Here is a 24,313-nt window from a genome sequence, read left to right as displayed (position 1 = left end):
GAGCCGTCTTGCGACGACCATCTGAATATGCCAGCGGACGACCTCACCTGGGTCTAGGGGGGCAGGGGCAAGGCCGTCCGCTCTTCCCCGACCGCAAGCGGTCGAGGGTCTCGTGGTCCGCATCCTTCGCGCCATGCAGCAGGGCGTCGGTGCGGCTCGTTTCGTGGCGGAATGTCGGCCGGGCTTGGTGGCTTGGAGGTCCATTCAACTGCCCGGGCCTTCGTTCCGCCAGCGCTTCGGTGGGGTGTCCGTCGCGCTGACTTGAGTTGAACTTGCCTTATCGAGCGGGCCTTGTCTGTGACGCGGGTCACAGCATGCGATGATCGCGGGAGAATGCGGGTTGGAAACGCGAATCACGGCCGGGCGACGCTTCGAGGCCAAGGTTGATGCGGTCTTCATCGCCGATGGCGCGACGATCGTGATCGAGGGACAGAACGCGCCGTGCCGCTCGGCCGGACGTTCGACCGCCCGGCACTTTCCCGATCGCGCCGGGCTCGACCTTCTGTTTCCGCAAAAGGCCAAGCGCCAACGCGGTGTGGTCGCCTGGGTGGAGAAGCCGGGCACCGTGCGGGCCGGCGATATCGCCACGGTCAAATTGCCCGAGCAGCGCCTCCATCTCTGATCAGGCAGCCTGTCTCTTGAGCGCGGCGGCTACTGGCTCGAAGGCGTCGCGCCCGATCGCCTGCTGCATGATCCGGCAAGCATCGGCGAAGAACGCTGGCGGTGCGTTGTCCCGCGTCGCGAGCATAAGCCCGATCCGTTCATGCGGCGCGAGCGCGCGTGCGATGATCGGCAGGTCGGCCAGCTTGTCCTCGGGCGAGATGCTGCCCACGAGCGCGCGGTGCGCGTCGAGCAGGGCCGACGGTGGGAAATGCTCGACCAGGGCCGGCATGGCGCGCATCTCTTCCTCGATCAGGTGATGGAAATAGGCGGCCATGAAGGTCGAATAGCGCAGATAGAGCGACCGCGCGGCCCGTCGCCGATCATCCGCGCCATCGAGGGCCTTCAGCTCGCTCACGGTCTCGGCAAGCGCGTGTATGCTGCTGTCGAGCGTTTCGTGCTGGGCATCGAGCGTGTGCGCGACCTCCGGCGCCGCGACATGGATCATCGGATGAACATGCACGTCCTCGTGATGGCTATGCGCTTCGAGCAGGGCTTCGATGCGGCTCCATTCGACCTCGACGCGGGTCCAGTGAGCGCGGTCGGCCGCATCCGAAGAGCCCAGAAGGATGAGAAAGTCGCCGAGGGCAAGCCGGATCGCCTTATGGATCGGACCATAGAAATCGGGGATGGGTGGGCTCATAATCGTCTCCTTCAAGTTCGGGAACAGCGGTGCATTGCCGCCGGTGTGACGAGGTCTAGCGGCCGACCGGACCGCAATATTGAACAAATGCGACAGCGGCCCGCCGTCTCTTGCGCTATGATGGCGGGTCTCAACCGATCGATCGATGCGGCCGACAATGCAGTTTTCCACTCTTCCGATCCGGGCCGATATCGCGCCTTTCGTCAGCGCCGTCTGGCATTGCGTGGACCTGTCAGGGGCGCTGGTCGGCGAGGCGCTCCGGGTGACGCCCCATACGGGCACGGTCCTTTGCGTTCATCTGGGTGAACCTGTCGAGACCGAATTCGAGGATCGGCGCCCGCTGGCGAGCCTCAACGGCATTCAGGATCGCATCCGCCTCTTCCGGCCCGCCGGCGCGACCCGCACGCTCCTGATTTTGCTGACCCCCCGTGGAGCGGCCAGCCTCTTCCCGTCAATCGGCACGGAAATCGCCGGGAACGGCATCGACCTTGGCGGGCTGCTCGGCGATGGCGAGATAGAACGGCTCCGCCGTCATGCTGCCGCGGCGCCCGATGAGGTCGCGCTGGGCGAGGCCGTTTTCGCCTGGCTACGCCGGCGGCTCGAGCGGATGCCCACGCTGCGCGCGATCGATGGTCTCGCGCTTGCAGCCGAACGTCTGACGTTGGACGGCGCGAGCGTCGCGGATGCGGCCCGCAGCGTCGATCTCTCCGTCCGCCAACTGGAACGCGTCTTCGCCGAGCATCTCGGGCTTTCGCCCAAACGCTTCCAGCGCGTGCACCGGCTGCAGCGCAGCCTCTACGCCGTGTTGAGCGGCGAGGGCGATCCGATTGACGGCTATGCCGACCAGGCGCATCAGATCCGGAACTGGCGCAGCTATCTCGGCCTGACGCCGGGCGAGGTCGGCCGTCGCGGCGTGTCGTCCGCCGGTGCGCAATTTCTCGATTCGGGCCTGCCGAGCAGTGTCGCCGTCGCGCATTACCTCTGAGCGGCTTCACGAAAATGTTGCCGAACGGGCGTAGCCGATCGGTGGAACGGGCTTATCTTGCAGCCCAAATCAGCGGCGGAGTGAGAAGAGCCCATGAACGCAACGGCATGGTCGGCGAGCCAATATCTCAAATTCGAAGATGAACGGACGCGCCCTGCGCGCGACCTGCTGGCGCAGGTGCCGCTTACCGCGCCGAAGACGGTCATCGACCTTGGATGCGGGCCCGGGAACTCCACCGAGCTTCTCGCCGCGCGCTGGCCGGCGGCCGAGTTGACTGGCCTCGATTCCGACCCGGACATGCTGGAGACGGCGCGCAAGCGCCTGCCGGATCATCGCTTCATCGCTGCCGATCTCGCGAACTGGATGCCGGAGGCGCCGGTCGACGTGCTTTTCGCCAATGCCGTGTTCCAGTGGATCCCGAATCATCTGGAGGTGCTGGTTCGGCTGCTGGGCACGTTGTCATCGGGCGGTGCGCTCGCCGTGCAGATGCCCGACAATCTGGGCGAGCCGACGCATCTGCTGATGGAGGAAGTTGCCCATTCCGGGCCGTGGGCATCAGCCTTTGCCGGACAGAGCCTGCGGCGGCGGGCCTTGCCGGCGCCTTCAGCCTATTTCGACGCGCTTCACGCGGCCTCCGCCCGTGTCGACGTCTGGCACACGGTCTACAATCACCCACTCGCCGACGCCGCCGCAATCGTCGAATGGGTCAAGGGGACGGGCCTGCGACCCTATCTCGACCGCGTGCCGACGCACCTTCGCGCAGAATTCCTGGCCGCCTATACGGCGCGCATAGCGGCCACCTATCCGCCAATGGCGGATGGTCGCGTCTTGTTGCGCTTCCCCCGGATCTTCGTGCTCGCCGTCAGGGCGTGACCGGCACTATGGCGCCGGCGCGGCCTTGCAGGCGAGGCTGCGCTGGGTCGGCGCATAGATGATGATGTCGGGCTTGAAGCGCTCGACCGCGCTCAGGTCGGCATCGCAATATTTGTGGTGGGTCCAGGCGAGGGCGCTGACGCGGTCCACCAGGAAGGGCGGCCAATAGCCCTGGGTGAAGGAATCACCATAGATCAACACGCGCGGTCCGGGATGCCCCGTCTCATAGGCGTAGGGCGGGAACAATTCATGCTCATCCGGCGTCGCGAATATGCCGTCGATCGGCGTGATGTGCTCCCGCCAGCCATTCCAATCGTTGACGCGATAGTTCTCGTCGTCCTTGCTCGGCGGATCGCCGTTGAGGCGGACGAGATCGCCCGATATTTCCGGTTCGAGCGGCCCGAGCATCTTCTCTTCCGACACTTCGAGATCCGGTCGGCCGGCTGCCTTCAGCACCTCGTTCAGACCGATCAGCGAGCCGCGGAAGTTCCAGTGCGTGTCGGTGCGGCGATACGGCCTGCCGCCCTCGCGTGAGGCGATCAGGGCCGGCCGCAGGTCGGCAAAGGTTACGCCCCGCTCGGCCATGGCGCTCTGGAGGAGGTCGTATTCCGTCGGCTTGACCTTCTGGGCTCGCGCCCAGCTCGGCAACAGGTCGAAATAGACCGTCTCGCCGGATGGCGGCGAGGTGACCACCAGCTTGGCGCCGACCGCCTTGGCCCGTGCATTAAGATCATCGATGACACTGAACAGCCGTGCGAGGCCTTCGCTGTCGACGACGGTCCCGAGCGCCTTCTCGAGATTCTGGTCGCCCGTATAGAACATCTGCTTTTCGGCGCCGATGATGACCGGCCGCGACCGCGATGATTTGAGTACGCGCAGATAGGCGCGGTTGCCCGCGAGCATCACGCCGCGAAAGCCGAAGGTCTCATTGATGAAGGGGTCGAGGCGCGCGGCCGCGTTCCGCCACCATTGCTCTTCGGGCGCGATCCGCGTGCGCACCGGCGTCGGCAGGTCGCCCATGAAATGGCCGAAGAACGGCAGGACCAGCAGCCCCACGAATATGATTGCCCACCAGCGCCGATAGGAAAGGAGAAGTGTCATCGCTTGCTCCTCAGAACCGGAAATAGAGGAAGGGGCTGTAGGCGGAGGCGGCGACGGTCACGATGCTCAGGATGAAGAAGAACAGCGCGCCGAGCGCATCGAGCGGGGCATAGATGCGGCGGCGCGTGGTGACCGAGAGCCATCCCTTGCCGATGCTGGGAATGCCCCAGATCGCGAGCGGCCAGGCGATGATGAAGACCAGGATTGTGGCGGGCTGGAGCGCGGCGATCGTCGCCGTGCCGAGTTCCAGGCCGCCATTGAGGCCGATCATGCCCCTGAACATCTGCTCCGCGCCTTCGAGGCTGTCGGCACGAAACCAGACCCAACCGGTGATGACGACGGCCAGCGTGTAGAGATTGGGCAGCGGGCGCGGCAGGGCGGCCAGCCATTTGCCGAAGCGCGTGCGCTCCAGCACGAGGAATGTGCCGTGATGGATGCCCCAGATCACGAAGTTCCAGCTCGCGCCATGCCAGAGGCCGCAGAGCAGAAACACCGTCCACAGGTTCAGCGCCGTATGAAGGTGGCCGCGGCGGTTGCCGCCGAGCGGGATGTAGAGATAGTCGCGGAACCAGCTCGACAGGCTCATGTGCCAGCGGCGCCAGAAATCGCCGACCGACCGGGCGCTGTAGGGAAGCCGGAAATTGCGCGGGAAGTTCAGCCCCATGGCGAGCGCAAGGCCGATCGCCATGTTGGTGTAGCCGCCGAAATCGAAATAGATCTGCAGCGTATAGCTCAGCACGCCGATCCAGGCTTCGGCGAGATTGGGCGAGCTGATCTTGTCGAACACCTGCTCGGCCAGCGGCGCCACCGCATCGGCGATCAGCACCTTCCAGGACAGGCCGATGATGAAGATGCGCAGACCCGCCGAGACGCGCCCCAATGTCGTGCGGCGCTCGCGCAGGCGCGAGTTGATCGTCGAATAACGGACGATCGGGCCGGCGACCAACTGCGGAAACATCGTCAGGTAGACGGCGATTTCCTCAAGCCGGGGGTTCGCCCGCGCCTTGCCGCGATAGATGTCCACCAGATAGGAAATGGCGTGGAATGTAAAAAATGAAATGCCGAGCGGCAGCTCGAGATGTGGCACAGGAACGGCAAGGTTCAGTGGCGCCAGCACGACATTCAGGTTCTGCGCGAAGAACCCGATATATTTGAAGACGATGAGCCCGGCGAGATTAGCCGAGACCGCCACGATGAGGCTGATGAACTTCGCATGTGGTTCGCGTCGGTCGATCCACAGGGCGAGCAGGAAATTACCCAGGATCGAGCAGCCGAGCACGATCAGATTGGAGAGCCCGCCCCATCCGTAGAACACCAGCGAGAATATGAGGAGGACCGTATTCTTGGCCCGAATTCCCGGAGTGATGAAGTATATTATCAGAAAGAGCGGCAGAAAATAGAATAGAAATGTAACCGAAGAGAAGGCCATGTCTTAATGTTTCACTTTCGGCTACTTTTATTTTCCGCAGGCCGGTCATTGTTTTGCGGTCAGATCGGCGCCGCGCGGCGACCCCGAGCGCCAATACCACTCGTGCAACTTGGTATTGAGATCAGGCGGGGCTGTCGACCCTTTGGCAGCAGTTCGAGGCTGGAACGGTTTCAAAATGTTACAAGTGTTGCCGTTTTGCAGAACGATTGCGAGCCGCAGCGGTGCTGCAATGGCTGAACCGTCCAGATTTTGCCAGCCGGCAAAACAGCGCGATCCGTCGATCGCGCCCATATGTCAGCGCAGGAGCTGACGCGGCAGGATGCCGGCTCCTGATGCGAGGCGGCGAACCTGACATTAGTCGGCCGTGCCGATCCTTGCCTCGATGCCGGCCTCACGCAAGAGGAACTGGAAGCCCTTGCCGTCGATCAGTTCGATCGGACGTTCACGCGCGAAGGCAAAGCTCTCATGCGTATAGGCGCTTGTCGTCAAGTGGAGCCCGATGCTCTCGCGCTCGCTCAACATGGTCTCGAAGAAGCCGCCAACCGCCGTCCCGTCGACCGGCTCGCGACGACGCGTCGCGCGGACGATGACGGCGCCGGCCATTTCGGGCCTCGAATCATAGGCGACGCATTCGACGGCGTCCGCGGAGGGGCGTCTTGTCGTTGCGCCATCGAAACCGAGCCGCGCGCTGATCCTGCTAAACAGACCTTCGAAATCGGGCTCGGAAACGCTCATCACGTCGACGGGCTGGGCGGCGCGGGTGGAGCCATCGGTCTGGATGACGAGCCGGCGGTCGGCCATGTCGAGATCGACGATCGGGCGTATCGGCACGAGTTCGTCGGGCTGCCGCGAAACGATGGCGCCCCAGCCGCGCAGGCAGGTCCGTTTCTCGGCCCGGGCCAGGTCGATCCGTTCGAATTCCGGCTTGGTCACCTTGACGGAGAGCAGGTAGGGCATCTCCTTCTCGCCGGTCTCCGGGTTCGTCGTCCGCACATAGCCATTGAAGCAGACATTGAAGACAAGGCCGGTCTGATCGGTCGCGAAGACTTCATGCAGCGTCCGGATGGCGATGGCGGCGATGAGGTCCTGATAGATCCCGGTGCGGTCGAGCTTGCGGACCGGCACCGAAACGATCCGGTCGTTCGACTGGATATACTGGACCTCGAAGGTCTTCGGCACCGCCTCGATGGTCGGCAGTTCGTAGTCGACGACCACCAGATTGGCCGTCGGGACGAAGCTGACCGAGAAATCGTGCGGGAAATTATCGGGGTAGAGTGAACGCTCCAGGACCATGCCGACATAGATCGCGACGGCGTCGCGATCGCCGGTCCGGTAATCTGCCTCGAATTCCGCGACCGCGCGATCGCGCAGACGCTGCTTGCGCAGGAAGCCCTCGCGGCGGATCGAATAGTCGAGTTCCTGCTCTGTCAGCCGCTCAAGGCGGGCGCGCTCCAGTTCCATCCAGTGCGTCAGGGCGGCATCATATTCTGCCTGGACCTGCTCGCTCATCCGCTCCACTTCGCCATGCCAGCGCTTCTTGGCGCCCGGCAACAGGGCCGATACGCCCTTGGGCGGTGCCGCCTCGGCCATGAAGCTCTCCGGCCGGGGGCGGGGAAGCGGCGCCAGATCGGCGGCGACGGGCTCGAATGGCTCCGGCTCGCCAGTGATCCGCAGTTCGGCGAAGGATATTGGCTGGTCGTAGCCCGTCGTCTTCTCGAGCAGCGCATGCAGGCTGGCGAGATAGTCGCGCAAGGTCTCGTTGATGTCGGAGGCTTCCGCCTTGCGGTTGCGGATATAATCCTCGCGCCGCGCCTTCTCGCTCGCATGCGCGGAGACGGTGCCGCGTCCACCGCTCACGCTTTCGAGGACCGGCCGCTGCTGCGCACGCAAAGCAGCGCGCTCGGCAAGGCGCGCCTCGTAGGCTGCATCCTTTTCCGCTCTTATCGCCGCTGCCCGTGCCATGCGCTCAGCCCGAACGCTCGCGCGTGCGGTTGCCATGACGATGCTGCCGAATGCCGTTCGCCGCCCCACCGGCCCCTCCCGATGGCAAATGAATCATGGCACGGATCATAAAGCCAATAAGGTTAACGGCCCGTCATACAAGACCTGCTGCCAAGACCCGCTGCGCAGACGCGTTTTCCTATCCGGCCACGGCCTTCGCCGCGGGGTGGAGCAGATCGGCAGGCCGGCTCATTCCCTCGACGAGCAGTTCACCCAGGGCCGCAAAGTCGCCGCGACGCGGCGATGAGCGGCGCCAGACGAGGCCGATCTCGCGCTGTGGCTCGGGCGACGCGAAACGGGTCAGCGCGATGCGCTTGTCGCGGGCCTCGATATCGACGCAGATCTCCGGCAGCAGCGTGACGCCATAGCCGTTCGCGACCATCTGCATGATGGTCGAGAGGCTGGCTGCGCCGAAGCCGTTCAGCATGCCGGAACGCGGAATGCGGCAATAGGTGAGGGCTTGATCGCGCAGGCAATGGCCCTCTTCAAGCAGGAGCAGCCGGTCGGGCGGGATCATCTCCGGGCTCGCCACCGCAGCCGAATCAAGCGCCGGTCCGGATTGGCTCGCAAGCAGGAAGCGATCGACAAACAGGGCTTCGCTTTCGAGGCTCGTATCGCTGACCGGCAGCGCCATCAGCACGACATCGAGCTTGCCCTGCAGCAATTCGTCGACGAGGGCGGTCGTCAGCGTTTCGCGCAGATGCAGCTCGAGCTGCGGATAGCGCGCCTGGACCAGAGGCAGGACCTTCGGCAGCAGGTAGGGCGCGATGGAGGGAATGACGCCCAGTTTCAGCGGTCCGGCGAGAAGGGCGCCGCCGTGCTGCGCGTAATCCATCAGGTCGCGGACATCGCCGAGAATGCGGATCGCGCGGCGGGCGACGGCCTCGCCCTTCGGCGTCAGCGCGATCCGGCGCGGGCCACGCTCCAGCAATGGAACGCCGAGGATCGCCTCCATTTCCTGCACCTGCTGCGAGAGCGCGGGCTGTGTCACCGCGCATTCCTCAGCGGCGCGGCCGAAATGCAGATGGCGCGAGACCGCCTCGAAATAGCGGAGCTGGCGGAGTGTGATCAAACGCGTGCGGGTCCAAACGGGATCTGGAATGGTTGCCGATAAGCTATTCTTATCGCAATCACCATTCAATATGATTGGAACTGATCTAAACGCGTGGCATTCTGGCGGCGGTTCGAAGCGGCCGCGAGTGCCGCAGCATCGGGAGACCGTCATGACGGACAAACTCACCACAACGGCCGGCGCGCCGATCGCAGACAATCAGAATTCGCTTTCCGCTGGCGAGCGCGGCCCGGTCCTGCTGCAGGATTGGCAGCTCGTCGAGAAGCTGGCGCATCAGAATCGCGAGCGCATTCCGGAGCGCGTCGTCCACGCCAAGGGCTGGGGCGCCCATGGCACGCTGACCATCACGGGTGACATCACCGCCTATACCAAGGCGAAGGTCTTCTCGCAGATCGGCAAGAAGATCGACATGATCGCCCGGTTCTCGACCGTGGCGGGCGAGCTCGGCGCAGCCGATGCCGAGCGCGACGTGCGCGGCTTCGCGCTCAAGTTCTACACCGAGGAGGGCAATTGGGACCTCGTCGGCAACAACACGCCGGTTTTCTTCGTCCGCGATCCGCTGAAGTTCCCCGACTTCATCCACACGCAGAAGCGCCACCCGAAGACCAACCTTCGCTCGCCGACGGCGATGTGGGATTTCTGGTCGCTTTCGCCGGAGAGCCTGCATCAGGTGACGATCCTGTTCTCGGATCGCGGCCTGCCGACTTCGGTGCGCAAGATGAATGGCTATGGGTCGCACACCTATTCGTTCATCAATGCGGCGAACGAGCGCTTCTGGGTCAAGTTCCATTTCAAGACGCTGCAGGGCCACGAGCACTGGACCAATGACGAGGCCGCGGCCGTCGTCGGCAAGACCCGCGAATCCACGCAGGAAGACCTCTTCGGCGCGATCGAGAAGAGTGAGTTCCCGCGCTGGAAGATGCAGGTCCAGGTCATGCCCGAGACCGATGCGGACAAGACGCCTTACAATCCCTTCGATCTGACCAAGGTCTGGCCGCATGCGGATTATCCGCCGATCGACGTCGGCATTCTGGAGCTGAACCGCAACCCGGAGAATTATTTCGCCGAGATCGAGCAGGTCGCGTTCTCGCCGTCGAACATCATTCCCGGCATCGGCTTCTCGCCCGACAAGATGCTGCAGGCGCGCATCTTCTCCTATGCCGACGCGCATCGCTACCGCCTCGGCACGCATTATGAGGCGCTGCCGGTGAACGCGCCCAAGGTGCCGGTGCACAATTATCACAAGGACGGCGCGATGCGGTTCTTCCCGCCGACGACGCCGAACGACGCCTATTACGAGCCGAATTCGTTCGGTGGCCCGCAGCAGGACCCGGCCGTCAAGGAGCCGCCGCTCAAGATCAAGGGCGATGCCGATCGCTATGATCATCGCCTCGGCAATGACGACTATACGCAGGCGGGGAATCTGTTCCGCCTGTTCAAGCCCGAGGAGAAGGACCGGCTGTTCGGCAACCTCGCAGCGGCGATGCAGGGCGTTCCGGTCGAGATCATCAACCGGCAGCTGGTGCATTTCTACCGGGCCGATCCGGAATATGGTCTCGGTGTCGCGAAGAAGCTGGGCCTGCCGACCGAAGGTCTCGCCACGGCCGCCGAATAAGCGGGTTGATCGCGGCCGGGACGTGCCGGCCGCTAAAGTTCAGAAGGCTCCGCCCGGATCACCCCGGACGGAGCCTTTTTCGTTTTGGCCTTGGCTCACAGGCCCTCGTCAGTCGTGGCGGCGGATCGTTGGTCCAGCGGACGCCGCTGGTCGCTGGGCGGAGGAAATCGTGTCGGTAGCCTTTACAGATATAAAGATATCTTTATATGTATTGCCACGCCATCGCCGTCACACGCAGGAACCATGTCCGCGCCATCCTCTCTCTCGACCGATGCGATCATCGCCGCCTTGAAGGGCGCGGGTGAGGCGACGCGTTACCGTATTCTCGCGCTGCTCTCCGACGGTGAACTGACGGTCAAGGATCTCACCGCGATCCTCGGCCAGTCGCAGCCGCGCATTTCGCGCCATTTGAAGCTGCTCGCCGAGGCGAACCTCATCGAGCGCTATCCCGAGGGGGCGTGGGTCTATTACCGCATCGCCGAATCGGGGGCCGAGCGGCGGCTGGTTCGTGACCTCGTCGCACTCGCCGATCCATCTGATCCGGCGCTGGTGCGCGACCGCGAATGGCTCGCCGCCGTCAAGCGCGAGCATGCGGCGCAGGCTTCACGCTATTTCGCCGCGAATGCCGCCGACTGGGATACGACCCGCTCTCTGCATGTGCCGGACGCGGCCGTCGAGGCGGAGATGCTGAAGATCATCGGCGGTCGTCCCGTCGATAGCCTACTCGATATTGGCACTGGCACGGGCCGCCTGCTCGAACTCTTTGCGCCGCTCTACCGCAGGGGTGTCGGCATCGACGCCTCGACTGCGATGCTCGCCGTCGCCCGCGCCAATCTCGACAAGGCGGGCATCGCGCATGCGCAGATCCGCCATAGCGACATCATGAAGCTGCCCATGGCGCGCGACAGTTTCGACGTCGTGACGATCCATCAGGTCTTGCATTATCTCGACGATCCGGCCCAGGCATTGGCCGAGGCTGCGCGTGTTCTGCGGCCGAACGGGCGGTTGCTCGTGGTTGATTTCGCGCCGCATGGTCTCGAATTCCTCCGTGAGCAACATGCCCATCGCCGCCTCGGTTTTTCGCATGAGACGATGCGCGGCTGGGTGGAGCAGGCGGGTCTGGTGCTGGAACAGGTCATCGATCTCGGCGCCAAGTCCGAGACGGAACAATTGACGGTGACATTGTGGCTCGCGCGCGATCCACGCTTCGTTGTCGCCAAAGCATCATTGGGGTTGGAGACGGCGTGATGGGGAATGTGATCGATCGGGCAAGTCGGAGCGGGGCTGGCTCGTCGGGCCTGCGGGTGTCCTATGAGTTCTTTCCGCCCAAGACCGAGGCGATGGAAGAGACGCTCTGGAAGTCGATCGAGCGGCTCGCGCCGCTCTCGCCCGACTTCGTCTCCGTGACCTATGGCGCAGGCGGCTCGACGCGCGAGCGGACGCACGCCACGGTCTCGCGCATCCTGTCCGAGACGGCGCTTAAGCCTGCCGCGCATCTGACCTGCGTCGGCGCAACCAGGGCCGAGGTGGATGCCGTCGTCGATGAATATGCCGAGGCCGGCGTCCGCCATATCGTGGCGCTGCGCGGCGATCCGGTCGAAGGCATCGGCTCGGTCTATCGCCCGCATCCCGAAGGCTACAGCCATGCCGCCGATCTCGTGGAAGCGATCCGCCGCCGCCGTCCTGAAATCGAGGTCTCCGTCTCGGCCTATGTCGAGCGTCACCCCGAAAGTGCGGATTGGCAGACCGAGCTCGACAATCTGAAGCGCAAGGTCGATGCCGGCGCGAGCCGTGCCATCACCCAGTTCTTCTTCGACAATGATCTCTACATGGCCTTCCTGGACCGCGTCGCGGCCGCCGGTATTTCGATCCCGATCGTTCCCGGCATCGTCCCGGTGCTGAACTTCACGCAGACGGCGAAGTTCGCGCAGAAGGCGGGAGCGACGGTTCCTGCCTGGTTCGCGGCGCGCTTCGAGGGGCTGGAAGACGATGCCGCGACACGCCAATTGGTGGCGGCGGCGGTCTGCGCCGAGCAGGTGTTCGACCTGGTTGATCGCGGCGTCGGCGATTTCCACTTCTATACGATGAACCGCGCCGATCTGGTCTATGCCGTCTGCCATCTTCTGGGCATGCGGCCGGAGAAGCCGGTGCAATCGACCGAGGCGGCGGCGTGAACGCAATGATGGAGGGAAGGGCGCGATCGAAGCTCTCTTCCTCTGGGACAGGGTTGGGTGAGGGCCTTGCGGCATAAGACCAGCCTGGCAAAGTCGCTTCGTCGCGGTCAGACCGATGCTGAGCGCACGCTATGGTTCCAGCTTCGCGATCGTCGTCTTGAAGGGCTGAAGTTTCGACGGCAGGTCCTGATTGGTCCGTATGTTGCGGATTTTGTCTGTATCGAGGCGATGTTGGTCGTCGCGCTGGACGGCAGTCAACACGCCGGTGTGCGGGTCGACTATGATGCAAGAAGAACAGAGTATCCGCAGGGCTTGGGTTATCGTGTCCTGCGTTTCTGGAATTCAGATGTGCTGACCAATATTGATGGTGTAGCAACCGAGATTGTCCGGATGGTGCGGCAAGGCCCTCACCCCAACCCTCTCCCTGAGGGAGAGGGGGCGCCAGCGTCCCAGGTCGGTTTGGAGAATGAACGATGAGTAAGGCTGCCTCCGCCCTAACCCTCCACCACATCGCATCCGAGCGCATTCTCGTGCTCGATGGCGCCATGGGCACGATGATCCAGCGGCTCAAGCTGACCGAGGCCGATTTTCGCGGCGAGCGGTTCAAGGATTGGCCGCGTGATCTGAAGGGCAATAACGACCTGCTCGTCATCACCAGGCCCGACGCCGTCGAGGCGATCCACCGGCAGTATTTCGAGGCCGGTGCCGATATCGTCGAGACCAATACCTTCTCCTCGACCACGATCGCCCAGGCCGATTACGGCATGGAGGCGCTCGCCTATGAACTGAACCTCGAAGGTGCGCGCGTGGCCAAGCGGGCTGCCGATGCCGTGGCGCGGGAGACCGGCCGGCCGCGCTTCGTCGCCGGCGCCATCGGTCCGACCAACCGCACGGCCTCGATCTCGCCCGACGTCAACAATCCCGGCTTTCGCGGTGTGACCTTCGACGAATTGCGCACGGCCTATGCCGAGGCGGCAAGGGGGCTGATCGATGGCGGTGCCGATATCATCCTGATCGAGACCATCTTCGACACCTTGAATGCGAAGGCGGCCGTCGCGGCTGTCGAGGACGTGTTCGAGGAAAAGGGCGTCGAACTGCCCGTCATGATCTCCGGCACGATCACCGATCTGTCCGGCCGCACGCTCTCCGGCCAGACGCCATCGGCCTTCTGGTATTCGCTGCGCCATGCGAACCCGTTCTCGATCGGGCTCAACTGCGCGCTGGGTGCTCGCGAGATGCGCGCGCATATCGACGAGATCGGACGCGTTGCCGACACCTTCGTCTGCGCCTATCCGAATGCCGGCCTGCCGAACGAGTTCGGCGAATATGACGAAAGCCCCGAGGCGATGGCCAAGCTCGTCGGCGAATTTGCCCGTTCGGGCCTCGTCAATGTAGTTGGCGGCTGCTGCGGCACGACGCCGGACCATATCCATGCGATCGCAGAAGCGGTAAAGGGTGTCGAGCCCCGCCATCCGCCCGAGATCGCGCCGAAAATGCGCCTCTCCGGCCTCGAACCGTTCGAACTCGCTTCATGACCAAGTCGACTGCGATCTTCGTCAATATCGGTGAACGGACCAACGTCACCGGCTCTGCCAAATTTCGGAAGCTGATCACCGCGGGAGATTATTCCGCCGCGCTCGATATCGCGCGCGAGCAGGTCGCCAATGGTGCTCAGATCCTCGACGTCAACATGGACGAGGGCCTGCTCGATTCCGAAGCGGCGATGGTCACCTTCCTGAACCTGCTTGCCGCCGAGCCGGATATCGCCCGCGTCCCGGTGATGATCGACAGTTCGAAATGGTCGGTGATCGAGGCGGGCCTGAAATGCGTTCAGGGCAAGCCGATCGTCAATTCGATCTCGATGAAGGAAGGCGAGGAGCAGTTCCGCGAGCACGCGAAGAAGCTTCGCCGCTATGGCGCGGCCGTCGTCGTCATGGCCTTCGACGAGAAGGGCCAGGCCGACACATTCCAGCGCAAGACCGAGATCTGCGCGCGGGCCTACAAGATCCTCGTGCATGAGATCGGCTATCCGCCGGAAGACATCATCTTCGATCCGAACGTCTTCGCGGTCGCCACCGGCATCGAGGAGCATAATAATTACGGCGTCGACTTCATCGAGGCGACGCGCTGGATCCGCCAGAACCTGCCGCACGCCCATATTTCCGGCGGCGTCTCGAACCTCTCCTTCTCGTTCCGCGGCAATGAGACGGTCCGCGCCGCGATGCATTCGGTGTTCCTCTATCATGCGATCGCGGTCGGCATGGATATGGGCATCGTCAATGCCGGCGCGCTGCCGGTCTACAGCGATATCGACCCGGAATTGCGCGAGCTTTGCGAAGACGTCGTCCTCAATCGCCGCGCCGATGGCACGGAGCGGCTGCTCGAGATCGCCGAGCGCTTCAAGGGCGGCGCCAGCACCAAGAAGGAAGCCGATCTCGCCTGGCGCGAATGGCCGGTCGAAAAGCGGCTGGAACATGCGCTCGTTTCCGGCCTGACAGATTTCATCGAGATCGACACCGAGGAGGCGCGGGCGAAGTCCACCCGGCCGCTCGACGTCATCGAAGGCCCGCTGATGGCCGGCATGAATGTGGTCGGTGATTTGTTCGGTGCCGGCAAGATGTTCCTGCCGCAGGTGGTGAAATCCGCCCGCGTGATGAAGCAGGCCGTCGCCTATCTGATGCCCTTCATGGAAGAGGAAAAGCTCCGCCTCGGCACGACCGGCTCGTCCTCTGCTGGCAAGATCCTGCTCGCGACCGTCAAGGGCGACGTGCATGACATCGGCAAGAACATCGTCGGCGTCGTGCTCCAGTGCAACAATTTCGAGGTGATCGATCTCGGCGTCATGGTGCCGGCGGCGAAGATCCTCGCGGTGGCGAAGGAGCAGAACGTCGATGCGATCGGCCTGTCCGGCCTGATCACCCCGTCTCTCGACGAGATGTGTCATGTCGCGGCCGAGATGGAGCGCGAAGGCTTCGACGTGCCGCTACTGATCGGCGGCGCGACGACGTCGAAGGTCCACACCGCCGTCAAGATCCATCCGAACTATGCGCGCGGCCAGGCGGTCTATGTGCTCGATGCAAGCCGCGCCGTCGGCGTCGCCTCCAGCCTGCTCGGCCGCGACAAGGCGAATTACGTCGCCGATGTCCAGGCGGACTATCTGAAGATTGCCGACGCCCATGCCCGCGCGCAGGACAATAAGCGCCGCATCACGCTGGCGGCTGCGCGCAGTGATGGGCTGAAGCTCGACTGGTCCGCCTATCGCCCGAAAAAGCCGTCCTTCCTCGGCAGCCGGAGCTTTGTGAACTATCCGATCGCGGAGCTGGTGCCGTTCATCGACTGGACGCCCTTCTTCGCGACCTGGGAGATCAAGGGCACCTATCCGCTGCTGTTCGAGGACGAGAAGGTCGGCAAGGCGGCGAAGGCGCTCTTCAATGATGCGCAGGCCATGCTGAAGCAGATGGTCGACGAGAAGTGGGTCTCGGCCAATGCGGTGATCGGCTTCTGGCCGGCCAATGCTGTTGGCGACGATATCGCGCTCTATGCCGACGAGGCGCGTTCCGAGGAGGCTGCCCGCTTCTTCACGCTGCGTCAGCAGATCGCCCGCTCGACCGACAAGCGCCGCCATGTCGCGCTCTCCGATTTCATCGCGCCGAAGGAAACCGGCGTGGCGGATTATATCGGCGGCTTCGCGGTCACGGCCGGCATTGGCGAGGAGGCCGTCGCCGAGCGTTTCGATCGCGCCAATGACGACTATTCCAAGATTCTCAGCCAGGCGCTGACCGATCGCCTTGCCGAGGCTTTTGCCGAGCGCATGCACCAGCGCGTGCGGCAGGAGTTCTGGGGCTATGCGCCGGATGAGACACTGGCGCCGGCCGAGTTGATCCGCGAGACCTATGCCGGCATCCGGCCCGCGCCGGGCTATCCGGCGCAGCCGGACCATACCGAGAAGCGCACGCTGTTCGAGCTTCTCGACGTCGAGAAGCAGGCCGGCATCAAGCTCACGGAAAGCTATGCGATGTGGCCGGGATCGTCGGTTTCGGGCCTCTATTTCGCGCATCCCGAGAGCTTCTATTTCGGCGTCGGCCGGATCGAGGCGGATCAGGTCGCCGATTATGCCGCCCGCAAGGGATGGACCTTGCGCGAGGCCGAGCGCTGGCTGGCGCCGGTGCTGAACTATGACCCCGTCCGCGTCGAGGCGGCTGAGTAGGCACGGCATCACCGGACGGGCCGAGGAGCGCCGACATGAGCGGGCATTTCACGTCGCACGGCTTCCGCCGCGGCTTTCTCGAGGGTATTGGCTTGCTGCCGGGCATGGTCGCGTTCGGCGCCGTCTTTGGGGTCGTGGCAGGTCAGATCGGCATCTCTGTCCTTGGCGCCGCGACGATGAGCACCTTCGTGTTCGCCGGCACCGCGCAGCTGCTGGCGCTCCATTCCTGGGGCGCGCCGGATCTTGTCATCGCTGTCGTGGTCGCTGTTGTCGCGATGAACGCGCGCTACATACTGTTCGGCGCCGCCATTCAGCCCTGGATGCGCGGCGTCTCGCCGTGGATCGCCTATAGCTCGTTGTTTTTCCTCGTCGATCCCAACTGGGCGGTCGCGATGCGCGAACGCGACGAGGGGCGGCATGACGTTGCCGTGTTCGTCGGCATGGGCCTTGCCTGCATGGTGGGTTGGGTGGCGGGATCGATCGTCGGAGCGGGTTTCGGCCAGCTTCTGGGCGATACGCGGCGCCTCGGCCTCGACTTCTTCCTGCCAGCCTTCTTCCTCTCGCTCGCCTGCGGCTTCTGGAAGGGCAGGGAAGACATACTGCCCCTGGTGGTGGGCGGCTTTGTCGCCGTCATCTTCGAACGGTTCGTCGGCGGCTCCTGGCATGTGCTGGCGGGCGGCCTGGCGGGTAGCCTCGTCGCGGCATTCCGACCCAAGGGGACGGCTGCTGCATGAGCATCGATCCGAACACGACGGCGGGTTTTGCCATCATCGTCTTCGCCATGGCGCTCGCCGCCTACGCCACCCGCATATCGGGGTTTTTCCTGATGCGCTTCGTGGCGGTGACGCCGCGTGTTGAGGCATGGCTGAAGGCCCTGCCGCTCGCCATCATGGGCGCGATCCTAGCGCCGATCGCGATGCATGGCGGGCCGGCGGAATATGCCGGGTTCGCCGCGACGATCGCGGTCTTTCTCTGGCGGCGCAACGACATCATCGCCGCGCTGGCGGGCATGGCCGCGGTCGCCGCGATGCGCGCGTTGTTCGGCCTGTAGAGGGCCTCGGGCGGATCGCGACGGAGGCGCTCCGGGCACAAAAAAACCGGACGCTTCCTGGGAAGGCCCGGTCTCTACCCGTGTCGGCTGTGCCGATCCTGCTCTGCCTCGCCTCAGATCGCTCCGAGGATGATGGCCGCAACAAACACGAAAGCGGCGCTGACAGCGAGCAGCTGGAACGGTCTAGCGAGGCTCATGGACATCTCCCGGGTCTCTCTTTCACGTCCTATTTCCGCTGTAAACATTAACGCATTTCGCCATATTCACAAGAGGCATGAATCGCAGCGCCGCTCCGTTCGTGGCGGATTCGTGCCAATTTTCGGGTAAGCCGTAGAATTATCTACCCTAATCGGCCTGCTGGGGCTGCCGTGCCGAACGGATCGTTCCGCCTCCGAATTGCCATCTTTGCTAAGCGGCGCGGACGAATTGGCCGCCTTCATCAATCGTTTTTTATGACTTAGCTGCGAAGCTGCGATGCATAACCTTCAAGTTGTCGAGGCGCGCATGTTCGACCATCTGACGACGCTGGCGCATGACCGTTCACCGGCCCGTCGAGCGGAATTGCTGCGGTCGATCACCGATCTCTTCGCGAGCGCGGGCCACGGCGTTTCGAGCGACGTGTCCGAGATCTACAGCGACATCGTGTGGCATCTGGTGCCGGGCATCACCATGGCGGAGCGCGCGGAGATCGCGCTGCGCCTGGCCGAGCTCGAAACAGCGCCGCATGCCTTGATCATCGCGCTGGCGCAGGACGAGATCCTGCTCGCGGACCCGATCCTGCGTCACTCGACGGTGCTCTCGGACGAGGACCTGGTGCGCCTGTCGGAAAGCCTGCCGCGCGACCACATGGTGGCGATCGCCGGTCGCAGCGAGCTCTCTGAGAGCGTCTCGGACGCCCTGATCTACAATGGCGACACCACCGTGCTGCAGGCCGTTGCGCGCAATCCGCGGGCACGGCTCTCGATCGCTGGCCTCGGCCGCCTGGTGACCGAGGCGGGTTCCGACCCGGCCCTGCGCCGTGGCCTCGCCAGCCGTTCGGGCGAGCCGCTGGGCGCCATGGGCGAACTGGTGCCATTCCCGGTTCATGCGCCGCGTTCGCCGCGCAAGGTCGATCCGGACCAGGCGACCGGTGAAGTCGTGGTTCTCAAGACCGCGATGGCCGACAGGAGCGAAGCAGCCGATGCGGCGAGCCGACCGGTCGCCTCGGTGATCAGCGCCATCGCTTCGCATGACCGGATGCTCGAAGTGGCGATCCTGCTCGCCGATCATGCCGGGCTCCCCGCCGATCTGGTCAGTCGCATGATCGCCAAGACGGATTCCGCGCTTCTCGCCATCCTCTGCAAGGCGGCGGGGATCGAGGACGACACCTTCGCGCTGATCGCGGATATTCGCGGGCGCCGCTTCGGGCAGGCGCCGGAGGCGGTCGCCGCCGCGATCGAGGGCTATGTCGGATTGCCCTTTGCCGAGGCCGAGCGGGCGTTGCGCTTCATGCGCGCGCGCCATGCCGAGCAGGTCGCGACGACGAGCCTGGGGTGACACGGCCGGCGACGCCGCGACCTCCCACAGGGGGCAACAGGCGCGTGTATGGTTAGCCTTTCCTTAAGCGATTGCGCCGCATTGTTGCGTTCATGTTGTGTGGCGTTGCGTTGCGTATCGGGTTGGTGCTCGCGCTCGGCTCGCTTGCCGGCTGCTCTCTCGGATTGTTCGAGCAAAGAGAGAGTTGGCGGGATGCGACCGAGCGTGCGTGCTATGCGCAGAAGCTGGTCGTGCCGAGCTATTTCCAGCGACCGGCCCGCGAGGTCGATGGGCGCGGCGCCTGCGGCATCGAGCAGCCGCTGAAGGTCAATGCCTTCGAGAAGGGCGTGGTGGCGGTGACGGGTGGCGACGTGCTGCTCGGCTGCCTGATGACCTACACCATGGAACGCTGGATGACCGAGTCGATCCAGCCGGCGGCGCAGGCGCGGTTCGGCATGCCGGTCACCGAGATCCTGACCATGGGCACCTATGCCTGCCGGTCACGCAACAATACGCGCGGCGACAGGCTCTCCGAGCACGCCTTCGCCAATGCGTTCGACGTTGCCGGATTTCGTCTCGCCGATGGCCGCACCATCCGCGTCCGGACCGACTGGCGCAATGGCGATCCCGCGAGCCAGGCCTTCCTGCGCGAGGCCCTGGTGACTGCCTGCCGCTACTTCACGACCGTTCTCGGGCCCGGATCGAACCGGCTGCACGAGGACCATATCCATATCGACCTCGCCCACCACAATGCCGATGGCACGTCGCATTATTGCCGGCCGAACATTCCCATGCCGCCACCGGCCGTGCATGGCTTCGATACGCCGATGGTGAGCCTGCCCGATCCGCAGGTGCCGCCGCCGCAGACCATGGAGCAGCGGACCTTCACCTATCGCTGGGACGATAATCTCGGCGCGCCCGACCAGATCGCGCCTGCCGCCACCGGCCCGGCCTATACGCCGGTTCCGTCGGCGGCCCTGCCTCCGGTTGCAGTCCCCACCCAGCCGGCGACGGGACGCTACACGCCGCCGGCCTCCATTCCCATGTCCTACGCCGAACAGTGATTTTCGGCCTATCGGCCCGTCTTCCGCCGTTTTCGCTTCTCCAAACCGCTTTGGCTGTCTGTGACAACAATCACAGACGGCTGAAACGGGGGCGTCTAGAGGAACGTCAACAGTGAGGAGAACATCATGACTTTCCATTCCACCATCTATGTCAACGAAGAGCGCTACAACCTCTACACGACGATCCACAAGGGCCTGCGCCGCGCGCAGATGCGGCTCCTGGAGCGCATCGGTTCGATCGACGCCTACAATGATGACGGGCTCGCGGCGCTCATCGCCGACATGCGCCTGCTGGTCACGCTCGGCCGCAAGCATCTCATCCATGAGAACGAGCACATCCATGGCGTGATCGAGGAGCGGCATCTCGGCGCGACCGACGGGCTGGTCGAGGACCACGAGCATCACGAGCGCGATTTCGACGAAATCGAGCAGATGCTGAACACGCTCGAAGTCGCCATGGCGCCGCGCCGCTCGGCCCTGCTTCGCGCGCTCTACCTGCGCTATTCGCAGTTCATCGCCGAGGACTTCACCCACATGGTCGAGGAGGAGACCGAGACGCTGTCGCTGCTCCACCAGACCTTCGATGACGAGACCCTGGCGGCGATCGAACAGCGCATCGTAAGCTCGGTCGATCCCGAGATGATGCTGCATTTCCTGCGTATCATGATTCCGGCCATGAACCCGAGCGAACGCGTCGGGATGCTCGGCGGGATGAAGGCGGCCATGCCCGCCCCGATCTTCGCGGCGGTGCTCGATGCCGGCGTGAAACCAGTACTGGAGCCGAGCGACTGGCGCTGGCTCGAGGACGCGCTCTCGATCGCGGCCTGACAGGGCAGGGGCGGCCCGACTCGATCAGGCCGCCTCGCTCTCCTCTATCTGGCGGGCCTTGTAGGCCGTGCCCCAGTTCCAGAGTGCGACGATGATGGGACGCAGCGTCTCGCCGAGCGGCGAGAGGCGGTATTCGACACGCGGCGGCACCTCGGCGTAGACGGTGCGGATGATCAGCCCGTCCTGTTCCAGCTCGCGCAACTGCCTGGTCAGCACGCGCTGCGTGACGTTCGGTATGCGCCGCCTGATCTCGTTGAAGCGCAGCGTCTTGTCGAGCAGGTGGAACAGGGCGACGCCCTTCCATTTGCCGTCGATCAGTTCCAGCGCAGTCTCGACAGGGCATTTGCCGTCTGTCGTGGGCGGGCAATCGTCCGTCAATCCCAAGCCTCGTCCATTAGTATCCAAACGGTCACTATACGTCCAAAATGTGCATTCTTGCGATCGACGTCAATAAGGTCGAAATGGCTGCATGTCGCCCGGCAGATTGCCGTGGCTGCCAGAAACGGAGACGGACATGCGCGCTATCGCTTTCACTCGATCCCTTCCCGCCAGCGACCCCGATGCCCTCGTCGACATCACCCTCGACACGCCGCAGCCCGGTCCGCGCGACCTTCGGGTGAAGGTCGAGGCGGTCTCGGTCAATCCGGTCGACGTCAAGGTTCGTGCCGGTGGCGACCAGGCCGATCCGCGCGTGCTCGGTTTCGATGCGGCCGGCATCGTCGATGCGGTCGGTTCCGAGGTGACGCTGTTCAAGCCGGGCGACGCGGTTTTCTACGCCGGCTCGATCACGCGGCCGGGCACCAATTCCGAGTATCATCTCGTCGACGAGCGTATTGTCGGTCGCAAGCCGAAGACGCTCGACTTCGCCGAAGCCGCCGCCATCCCGCTGACCGCGATCACGGCCTATGAGCTGCTGTTCGATCGCATCGGCGTCCGCAAGGGCGCGGGCAGCGACACGCGCTCGCTGCTGATCCTGGGTGCGGCCGGTGGCGTCGGCTCGATAGCGATCCAGCTTGCGCGGACGCTGACGGATCTGACCGTGATCGGCACAGCATCGCGCACCGACAGCGCCGAATGGGCCAGGTCGCTTGGCGCCCATCACATTGTCGATCACACCAAGCCGATGGCGCCGCAACTGGATGCGCTCGGCTTCAAGACCGTCGATATCATCCTGAGCCTGACCGGCACGACCCACAATCTGCCGCAACTGCCGGAACTCGTCGCGCCCAAGGGGCATATCGGCGTGATCGACGACCCGAAGGTCTTCGACATCGTGCCGTTCAAGCGCAAGGCCGTATCGCTCCATTGGGAACTGATGTTCACGCGGCCGATCTTCGGCCTGCCCGACATGATCGAGCAGCACACCCTCCTGAACGAGGTGGCCGATCTCGTCGATGCCGGCAAGATCCGCACGACGCTGACCGGGAAGCTCGGCCCGATCAACGCCGCCAACCTCCGCAAGGCGCATGAACAGGTCGAGAGCGGCCGCATGATCGGCAAGGTCGTGCTGGCCGGCTGGTAGGGCGTAGGCCCCGCCGAAGGCGGCTCAAAGCCAAAGGCACGCGGGGCCGAATGCGTTTGCCCCGTGGCGCCATGGGTGAAGCCAGCGCGGGCGCCGAGCCGTCAGCCGAGATATTTGAGCTTGATCTCGATGCTGGCCTCGGCGCTGCCCTTGGCGATGAAGAGCAGCTTGCCCTCCGCGCTCAGTGTCAGCCCGACGGTGACCTCGTCGATCTTCCATTTCGCCGTGGCAGCGCTGCTCCACTGGTTCACCGTGGCGAGCAGTCCGGTGACCGTCTGGGTCCATTGCGTGGTGGTCTCCTCGGTTTGTGCCGCGTCGAGCGGCACTTCCTCGCCCCCGAAGATCCCGGCGATCAGGCCCTTGCTGTGAAACTCCGACGAGCCCTTACCGGTCGGGACAGTCTCCTCCGTGCCCGCGGGGGCCAGGATCGTCATCTCCCAACCGGGTTTCGCCTTGGCCTTGGTCGCATTCTTCGCCATGTCGTCCTCCTCACTGAAATGGCTTGAAATCCAGGATGATCGCCGCCTGTTCGAGGTGCTGGGCGAAGCCGACGGTCTGCCCGCCGGTTCCGCCGACGGTGGCGCCCGACAGCGCGCCGCAATAGATGGCAGCGCCATCGCCCGCGCTGGTGATGAGCGAGCCCGAGTCGCCGGGGGTGCACGGCGTGTCGGTATAGATCTTGATGGGATGATGCGGATCGCCGAGGACGCCGAGCGTGTTGGTCACGCCGACAACCGTGCGGCTCACCGCGCCACTGCCGCAATGGACGCTCAGCGTCAGTCCGGTTGTCGGGAAACTGACGAGCGGCAGCGGCGCGAGAATGCTGGTCGGTGACGCGCTCTGAACGAGCGCCGCATCGATCAAGGGCCAGCCCTTGCGCAATACGGTGCCATGGCCGCCGCCGACGAGTGGCACGCTGGCACCGGTGGCGACGCCTGCCAGGGCATGGCTGCAGGTGACGAAGCCCCATCGACCGGGCGACAGGGCGTCCTCGGCCCAGCAGGTCGTGGTGGCGTTGGGAAGCGAAGGCGCCGCATGCGGTTCCTCCGCCAGGGCGCGCACCGCGACGGGAAAGCGCGCATCGTTCAATTCCGGCAGCGAGATCGTGCCGATGACCGCCGACTCCCGCTCGTGCGGCAGCGTCAGCACAAGGCCGAAGGCCTCCTCCTCGAAATCCGGATCGAGCGCGCCGACGGAGAGTGTCGCATTGGGCCCGAACCCGTCCGCTCCAAAGGCGGTCGCAAGGAGGGGCGGTATCTCTCGCTCGGGCGCGAAGGACCAGCTCCGGCGACGCAGGGCAGCGAAGATCGCATGGGTCCAGAAGGCGGAGCGCCGTATCAGCGGATCATGGTCGCCTTCGGTGAGCTCGTCATAGGCAGCGACCACCACGCCGGGAACCGCCGCGAGGGGAGGAAGATCCCGAGGGAGAATCTTGTCCAGATCGTCCGTCGAGAAGCGCATCGACGCCCTCGCAGTGCGAGCGAAACACCGCGCATTCTAGCGCCTTGCCCGATGCCGCACAATCGGCGCCGGCCAGGGCTCAGTCGGGGTTTCGGGCTCATGACGCCTGTCG

The 24,313-nt window shown here is 64.4% G+C and carries 22 protein-coding genes and 1 pseudogene; 14 read left to right on the top strand and 9 right to left on the bottom strand.

From position 1 onward, the window contains the following. The first annotated feature begins 352 nt into the window (after positions 1-352). Positions 353-622: an MOSC domain-containing protein gene (locus QO014_RS20915; RefSeq protein WP_370877193.1), complete on the top strand. Its 270-nt coding sequence runs from the start codon at positions 353-355 to the stop codon at positions 620-622. Here the strand turns inward: QO014_RS20915 and QO014_RS20910 are convergent, their stop codons facing one another. After that, positions 623-1,303 (bottom strand): hemerythrin domain-containing protein, encoded by a 681-nt coding sequence (locus tag QO014_RS20910; protein ID WP_266350694.1) that lies wholly within the window; start codon positions 1,301-1,303, stop codon positions 623-625. It abuts the gene before it with no gap. Between the two features lie 157 nt (positions 1,304-1,460). On the opposite strand from QO014_RS20910, the gene QO014_RS20905 reads away from it, so the two are divergent. Then, positions 1,461-2,288 carry a helix-turn-helix domain-containing protein gene (locus QO014_RS20905; protein WP_266350693.1) on the top strand — a complete coding sequence of 276 codons (828 nt, stop codon included), beginning with the start codon at positions 1,461-1,463 and terminating at the stop codon, positions 2,286-2,288. 93 nt (positions 2,289-2,381) lie between these two features. After that, positions 2,382-3,161, top strand: coding sequence for a trans-aconitate 2-methyltransferase (gene tam, locus QO014_RS20900; protein WP_266350692.1), 780 nt, complete (start codon positions 2,382-2,384; stop codon positions 3,159-3,161). A gap of 6 nt (positions 3,162-3,167) precedes the next feature. Here tam and QO014_RS20895 read toward each other — a convergent pair whose 3' ends face one another. The 5 genes from QO014_RS20895 to QO014_RS20875 form a co-directional block, all read right to left on the bottom strand. Continuing rightward, entirely contained in the window at positions 3,168-4,262 is a 1,095-nt protein-coding gene (locus QO014_RS20895; protein WP_266350691.1) for an alginate O-acetyltransferase AlgX-related protein, read from the bottom strand. Positions 4,263-4,272: 10 nt separating this feature from the next. Beyond that, entirely contained in the window at positions 4,273-5,691 is a 1,419-nt protein-coding gene (locus QO014_RS20890) for an MBOAT family O-acyltransferase (RefSeq protein ID WP_266350690.1), read from the bottom strand. 45 nt (positions 5,692-5,736) lie between these two features. Beyond that, positions 5,737-5,982, bottom strand: coding sequence for a hypothetical protein (locus QO014_RS20885; RefSeq protein WP_266350689.1), 246 nt, complete (start codon positions 5,980-5,982; stop codon positions 5,737-5,739). Positions 5,983-6,045: 63 nt separating this feature from the next. After that, positions 6,046-7,689, bottom strand: a complete 1,644-nt coding sequence (locus QO014_RS20880) for a restriction endonuclease (protein WP_266350688.1) — start codon at positions 7,687-7,689, stop codon at positions 6,046-6,048. Positions 7,690-7,831: 142 nt separating this feature from the next. Then, the gene (locus QO014_RS20875; protein WP_266350687.1) at positions 7,832-8,764 is read right to left on the bottom strand and encodes a hydrogen peroxide-inducible genes activator; all 933 of its coding nucleotides are present in this window, start codon (positions 8,762-8,764) and stop codon (positions 7,832-7,834) included. A 151-nt stretch (positions 8,765-8,915) separates the two neighbouring features. Between QO014_RS20875 and QO014_RS20870 the strand changes: the two genes are divergently transcribed. The 10 genes and pseudogenes from QO014_RS20870 (at position 8,916) to QO014_RS20825 (ending at position 21,218) form a co-directional block, all read left to right on the top strand. Further along, entirely contained in the window at positions 8,916-10,379 is a 1,464-nt protein-coding gene (locus tag QO014_RS20870; RefSeq protein ID WP_266350686.1) for a catalase, read from the top strand. A 243-nt stretch (positions 10,380-10,622) separates the two neighbouring features. Beyond that, positions 10,623-11,627, top strand: a complete 1,005-nt coding sequence (locus QO014_RS20865; RefSeq protein ID WP_266350685.1) for an ArsR/SmtB family transcription factor — start codon at positions 10,623-10,625, stop codon at positions 11,625-11,627. Continuing rightward, positions 11,627-12,553, top strand: a complete 927-nt coding sequence (metF, locus tag QO014_RS20860) for a methylenetetrahydrofolate reductase [NAD(P)H] (RefSeq protein ID WP_266350684.1) — start codon at positions 11,627-11,629, stop codon at positions 12,551-12,553. The genes QO014_RS20865 and metF overlap by 1 nt, the downstream gene beginning before the upstream one ends. Positions 12,554-12,610: 57 nt before the next feature. Next, a complete protein-coding gene (locus tag QO014_RS20855; RefSeq protein ID WP_370877185.1) occupies positions 12,611-13,030 on the top strand; it encodes an endonuclease domain-containing protein in 420 nt (139 codons plus the stop codon). After that, positions 13,027-16,760: pseudogene (gene metH / locus QO014_RS20850) on the top strand (methionine synthase). The gene QO014_RS20855 and the pseudogene metH overlap by 4 nt, the downstream one beginning before the upstream one ends. A 35-nt stretch (positions 16,761-16,795) precedes the next feature. After that, a complete protein-coding gene (locus tag QO014_RS20845) occupies positions 16,796-17,494 on the top strand; it encodes an AzlC family ABC transporter permease (RefSeq protein ID WP_266350682.1) in 699 nt (232 codons plus the stop codon). Beyond that, a complete protein-coding gene (locus tag QO014_RS20840) occupies positions 17,491-17,811 on the top strand; it encodes an AzlD family protein (RefSeq protein ID WP_266350681.1) in 321 nt (106 codons plus the stop codon). Before QO014_RS20845 ends, QO014_RS20840 begins: the two co-directional genes overlap by 4 nt. Before the next feature lie 474 nt (positions 17,812-18,285). Further along, positions 18,286-19,347 (top strand): DUF2336 domain-containing protein, encoded by a 1,062-nt coding sequence (locus QO014_RS20835; protein ID WP_266350680.1) that lies wholly within the window; start codon positions 18,286-18,288, stop codon positions 19,345-19,347. A gap of 110 nt (positions 19,348-19,457) precedes the next feature. Continuing rightward, positions 19,458-20,390, top strand: a complete 933-nt coding sequence (locus QO014_RS20830) for an extensin-like domain-containing protein (protein WP_266350679.1) — start codon at positions 19,458-19,460, stop codon at positions 20,388-20,390. A 126-nt stretch (positions 20,391-20,516) separates the two neighbouring features. Continuing rightward, positions 20,517-21,218 carry a hemerythrin domain-containing protein gene (locus tag QO014_RS20825; RefSeq protein WP_266350678.1) on the top strand — a complete coding sequence of 234 codons (702 nt, stop codon included), beginning with the start codon at positions 20,517-20,519 and terminating at the stop codon, positions 21,216-21,218. Positions 21,219-21,242: 24 nt separating this feature from the next. On the opposite strand, the gene QO014_RS20820 is transcribed toward QO014_RS20825, so the two are convergent. Further along, the gene (locus QO014_RS20820; protein WP_266350677.1) at positions 21,243-21,596 is read right to left on the bottom strand and encodes a winged helix-turn-helix transcriptional regulator; all 354 of its coding nucleotides are present in this window, start codon (positions 21,594-21,596) and stop codon (positions 21,243-21,245) included. A gap of 136 nt (positions 21,597-21,732) precedes the next feature. On the opposite strand from QO014_RS20820, the gene QO014_RS20815 reads away from it, so the two are divergent. Beyond that, positions 21,733-22,740 carry a zinc-binding alcohol dehydrogenase family protein gene (locus QO014_RS20815; protein ID WP_266350676.1) on the top strand — a complete coding sequence of 336 codons (1,008 nt, stop codon included), beginning with the start codon at positions 21,733-21,735 and terminating at the stop codon, positions 22,738-22,740. Between the two features lie 101 nt (positions 22,741-22,841). Here the strand turns inward: QO014_RS20815 and QO014_RS20810 are convergent, their stop codons facing one another. Both QO014_RS20810 and QO014_RS20805 read right to left on the bottom strand, forming a co-directional pair. Further along, complete coding sequence (locus QO014_RS20810; RefSeq protein ID WP_266350675.1) at positions 22,842-23,219, bottom strand: CU044_2847 family protein; 378 nt, start codon at positions 23,217-23,219, stop codon at positions 22,842-22,844. A gap of 10 nt (positions 23,220-23,229) precedes the next feature. After that, entirely contained in the window at positions 23,230-24,201 is a 972-nt protein-coding gene (locus QO014_RS20805; protein WP_266350674.1) for a hypothetical protein, read from the bottom strand. Positions 24,202-24,313: the final 112 nt, after the last annotated feature.

The sequence above is a fragment of the Kaistia dalseonensis genome (assembly GCF_030814715.1).
In the GTDB taxonomy this organism is placed as follows: domain Bacteria; phylum Pseudomonadota; class Alphaproteobacteria; order Rhizobiales; family Kaistiaceae; genus Kaistia; species Kaistia dalseonensis.
The sequence above is the reverse complement of the archived record's forward strand: the minus strand, read 5'-3'. Positions and strand labels throughout refer to the sequence as shown.

Coding starts and splice junctions, on each gene's coding strand:
- QO014_RS20910 (WP_266350694.1), bottom strand. CDS start 1,303: ATGAGCCCACCCATCCCCGATTTCTATGGTCCGATCCATAAGGCGATC.
- QO014_RS20905 (WP_266350693.1), top strand. CDS start 1,461: ATGCAGTTTTCCACTCTTCCGATCCGGGCCGATATCGCGCCTTTCGTC.
- tam (WP_266350692.1), top strand. CDS start 2,382: ATGAACGCAACGGCATGGTCGGCGAGCCAATATCTCAAATTCGAAGAT.
- QO014_RS20895 (WP_266350691.1), bottom strand. CDS start 4,262: ATGACACTTCTCCTTTCCTATCGGCGCTGGTGGGCAATCATATTCGTG.
- QO014_RS20890 (WP_266350690.1), bottom strand. CDS start 5,691: ATGGCCTTCTCTTCGGTTACATTTCTATTCTATTTTCTGCCGCTCTTT.
- QO014_RS20885 (WP_266350689.1), bottom strand. CDS start 5,982: ATGGGCGCGATCGACGGATCGCGCTGTTTTGCCGGCTGGCAAAATCTG.
- QO014_RS20880 (WP_266350688.1), bottom strand. CDS start 7,689: ATGGCAACCGCACGCGCGAGCGTTCGGGCTGAGCGCATGGCACGGGCA.
- QO014_RS20870 (WP_266350686.1), top strand. CDS start 8,916: ATGACGGACAAACTCACCACAACGGCCGGCGCGCCGATCGCAGACAAT.
- QO014_RS20865 (WP_266350685.1), top strand. CDS start 10,623: ATGTCCGCGCCATCCTCTCTCTCGACCGATGCGATCATCGCCGCCTTG.
- metF (WP_266350684.1), top strand. CDS start 11,627: ATGGGGAATGTGATCGATCGGGCAAGTCGGAGCGGGGCTGGCTCGTCG.
- QO014_RS20845 (WP_266350682.1), top strand. CDS start 16,796: ATGAGCGGGCATTTCACGTCGCACGGCTTCCGCCGCGGCTTTCTCGAG.
- QO014_RS20840 (WP_266350681.1), top strand. CDS start 17,491: ATGAGCATCGATCCGAACACGACGGCGGGTTTTGCCATCATCGTCTTC.
- QO014_RS20835 (WP_266350680.1), top strand. CDS start 18,286: ATGCATAACCTTCAAGTTGTCGAGGCGCGCATGTTCGACCATCTGACG.
- QO014_RS20825 (WP_266350678.1), top strand. CDS start 20,517: ATGACTTTCCATTCCACCATCTATGTCAACGAAGAGCGCTACAACCTC.
- QO014_RS20815 (WP_266350676.1), top strand. CDS start 21,733: ATGCGCGCTATCGCTTTCACTCGATCCCTTCCCGCCAGCGACCCCGAT.
- QO014_RS20810 (WP_266350675.1), bottom strand. CDS start 23,219: ATGGCGAAGAATGCGACCAAGGCCAAGGCGAAACCCGGTTGGGAGATG.
- QO014_RS20805 (WP_266350674.1), bottom strand. CDS start 24,201: ATGCGCTTCTCGACGGACGATCTGGACAAGATTCTCCCTCGGGATCTT.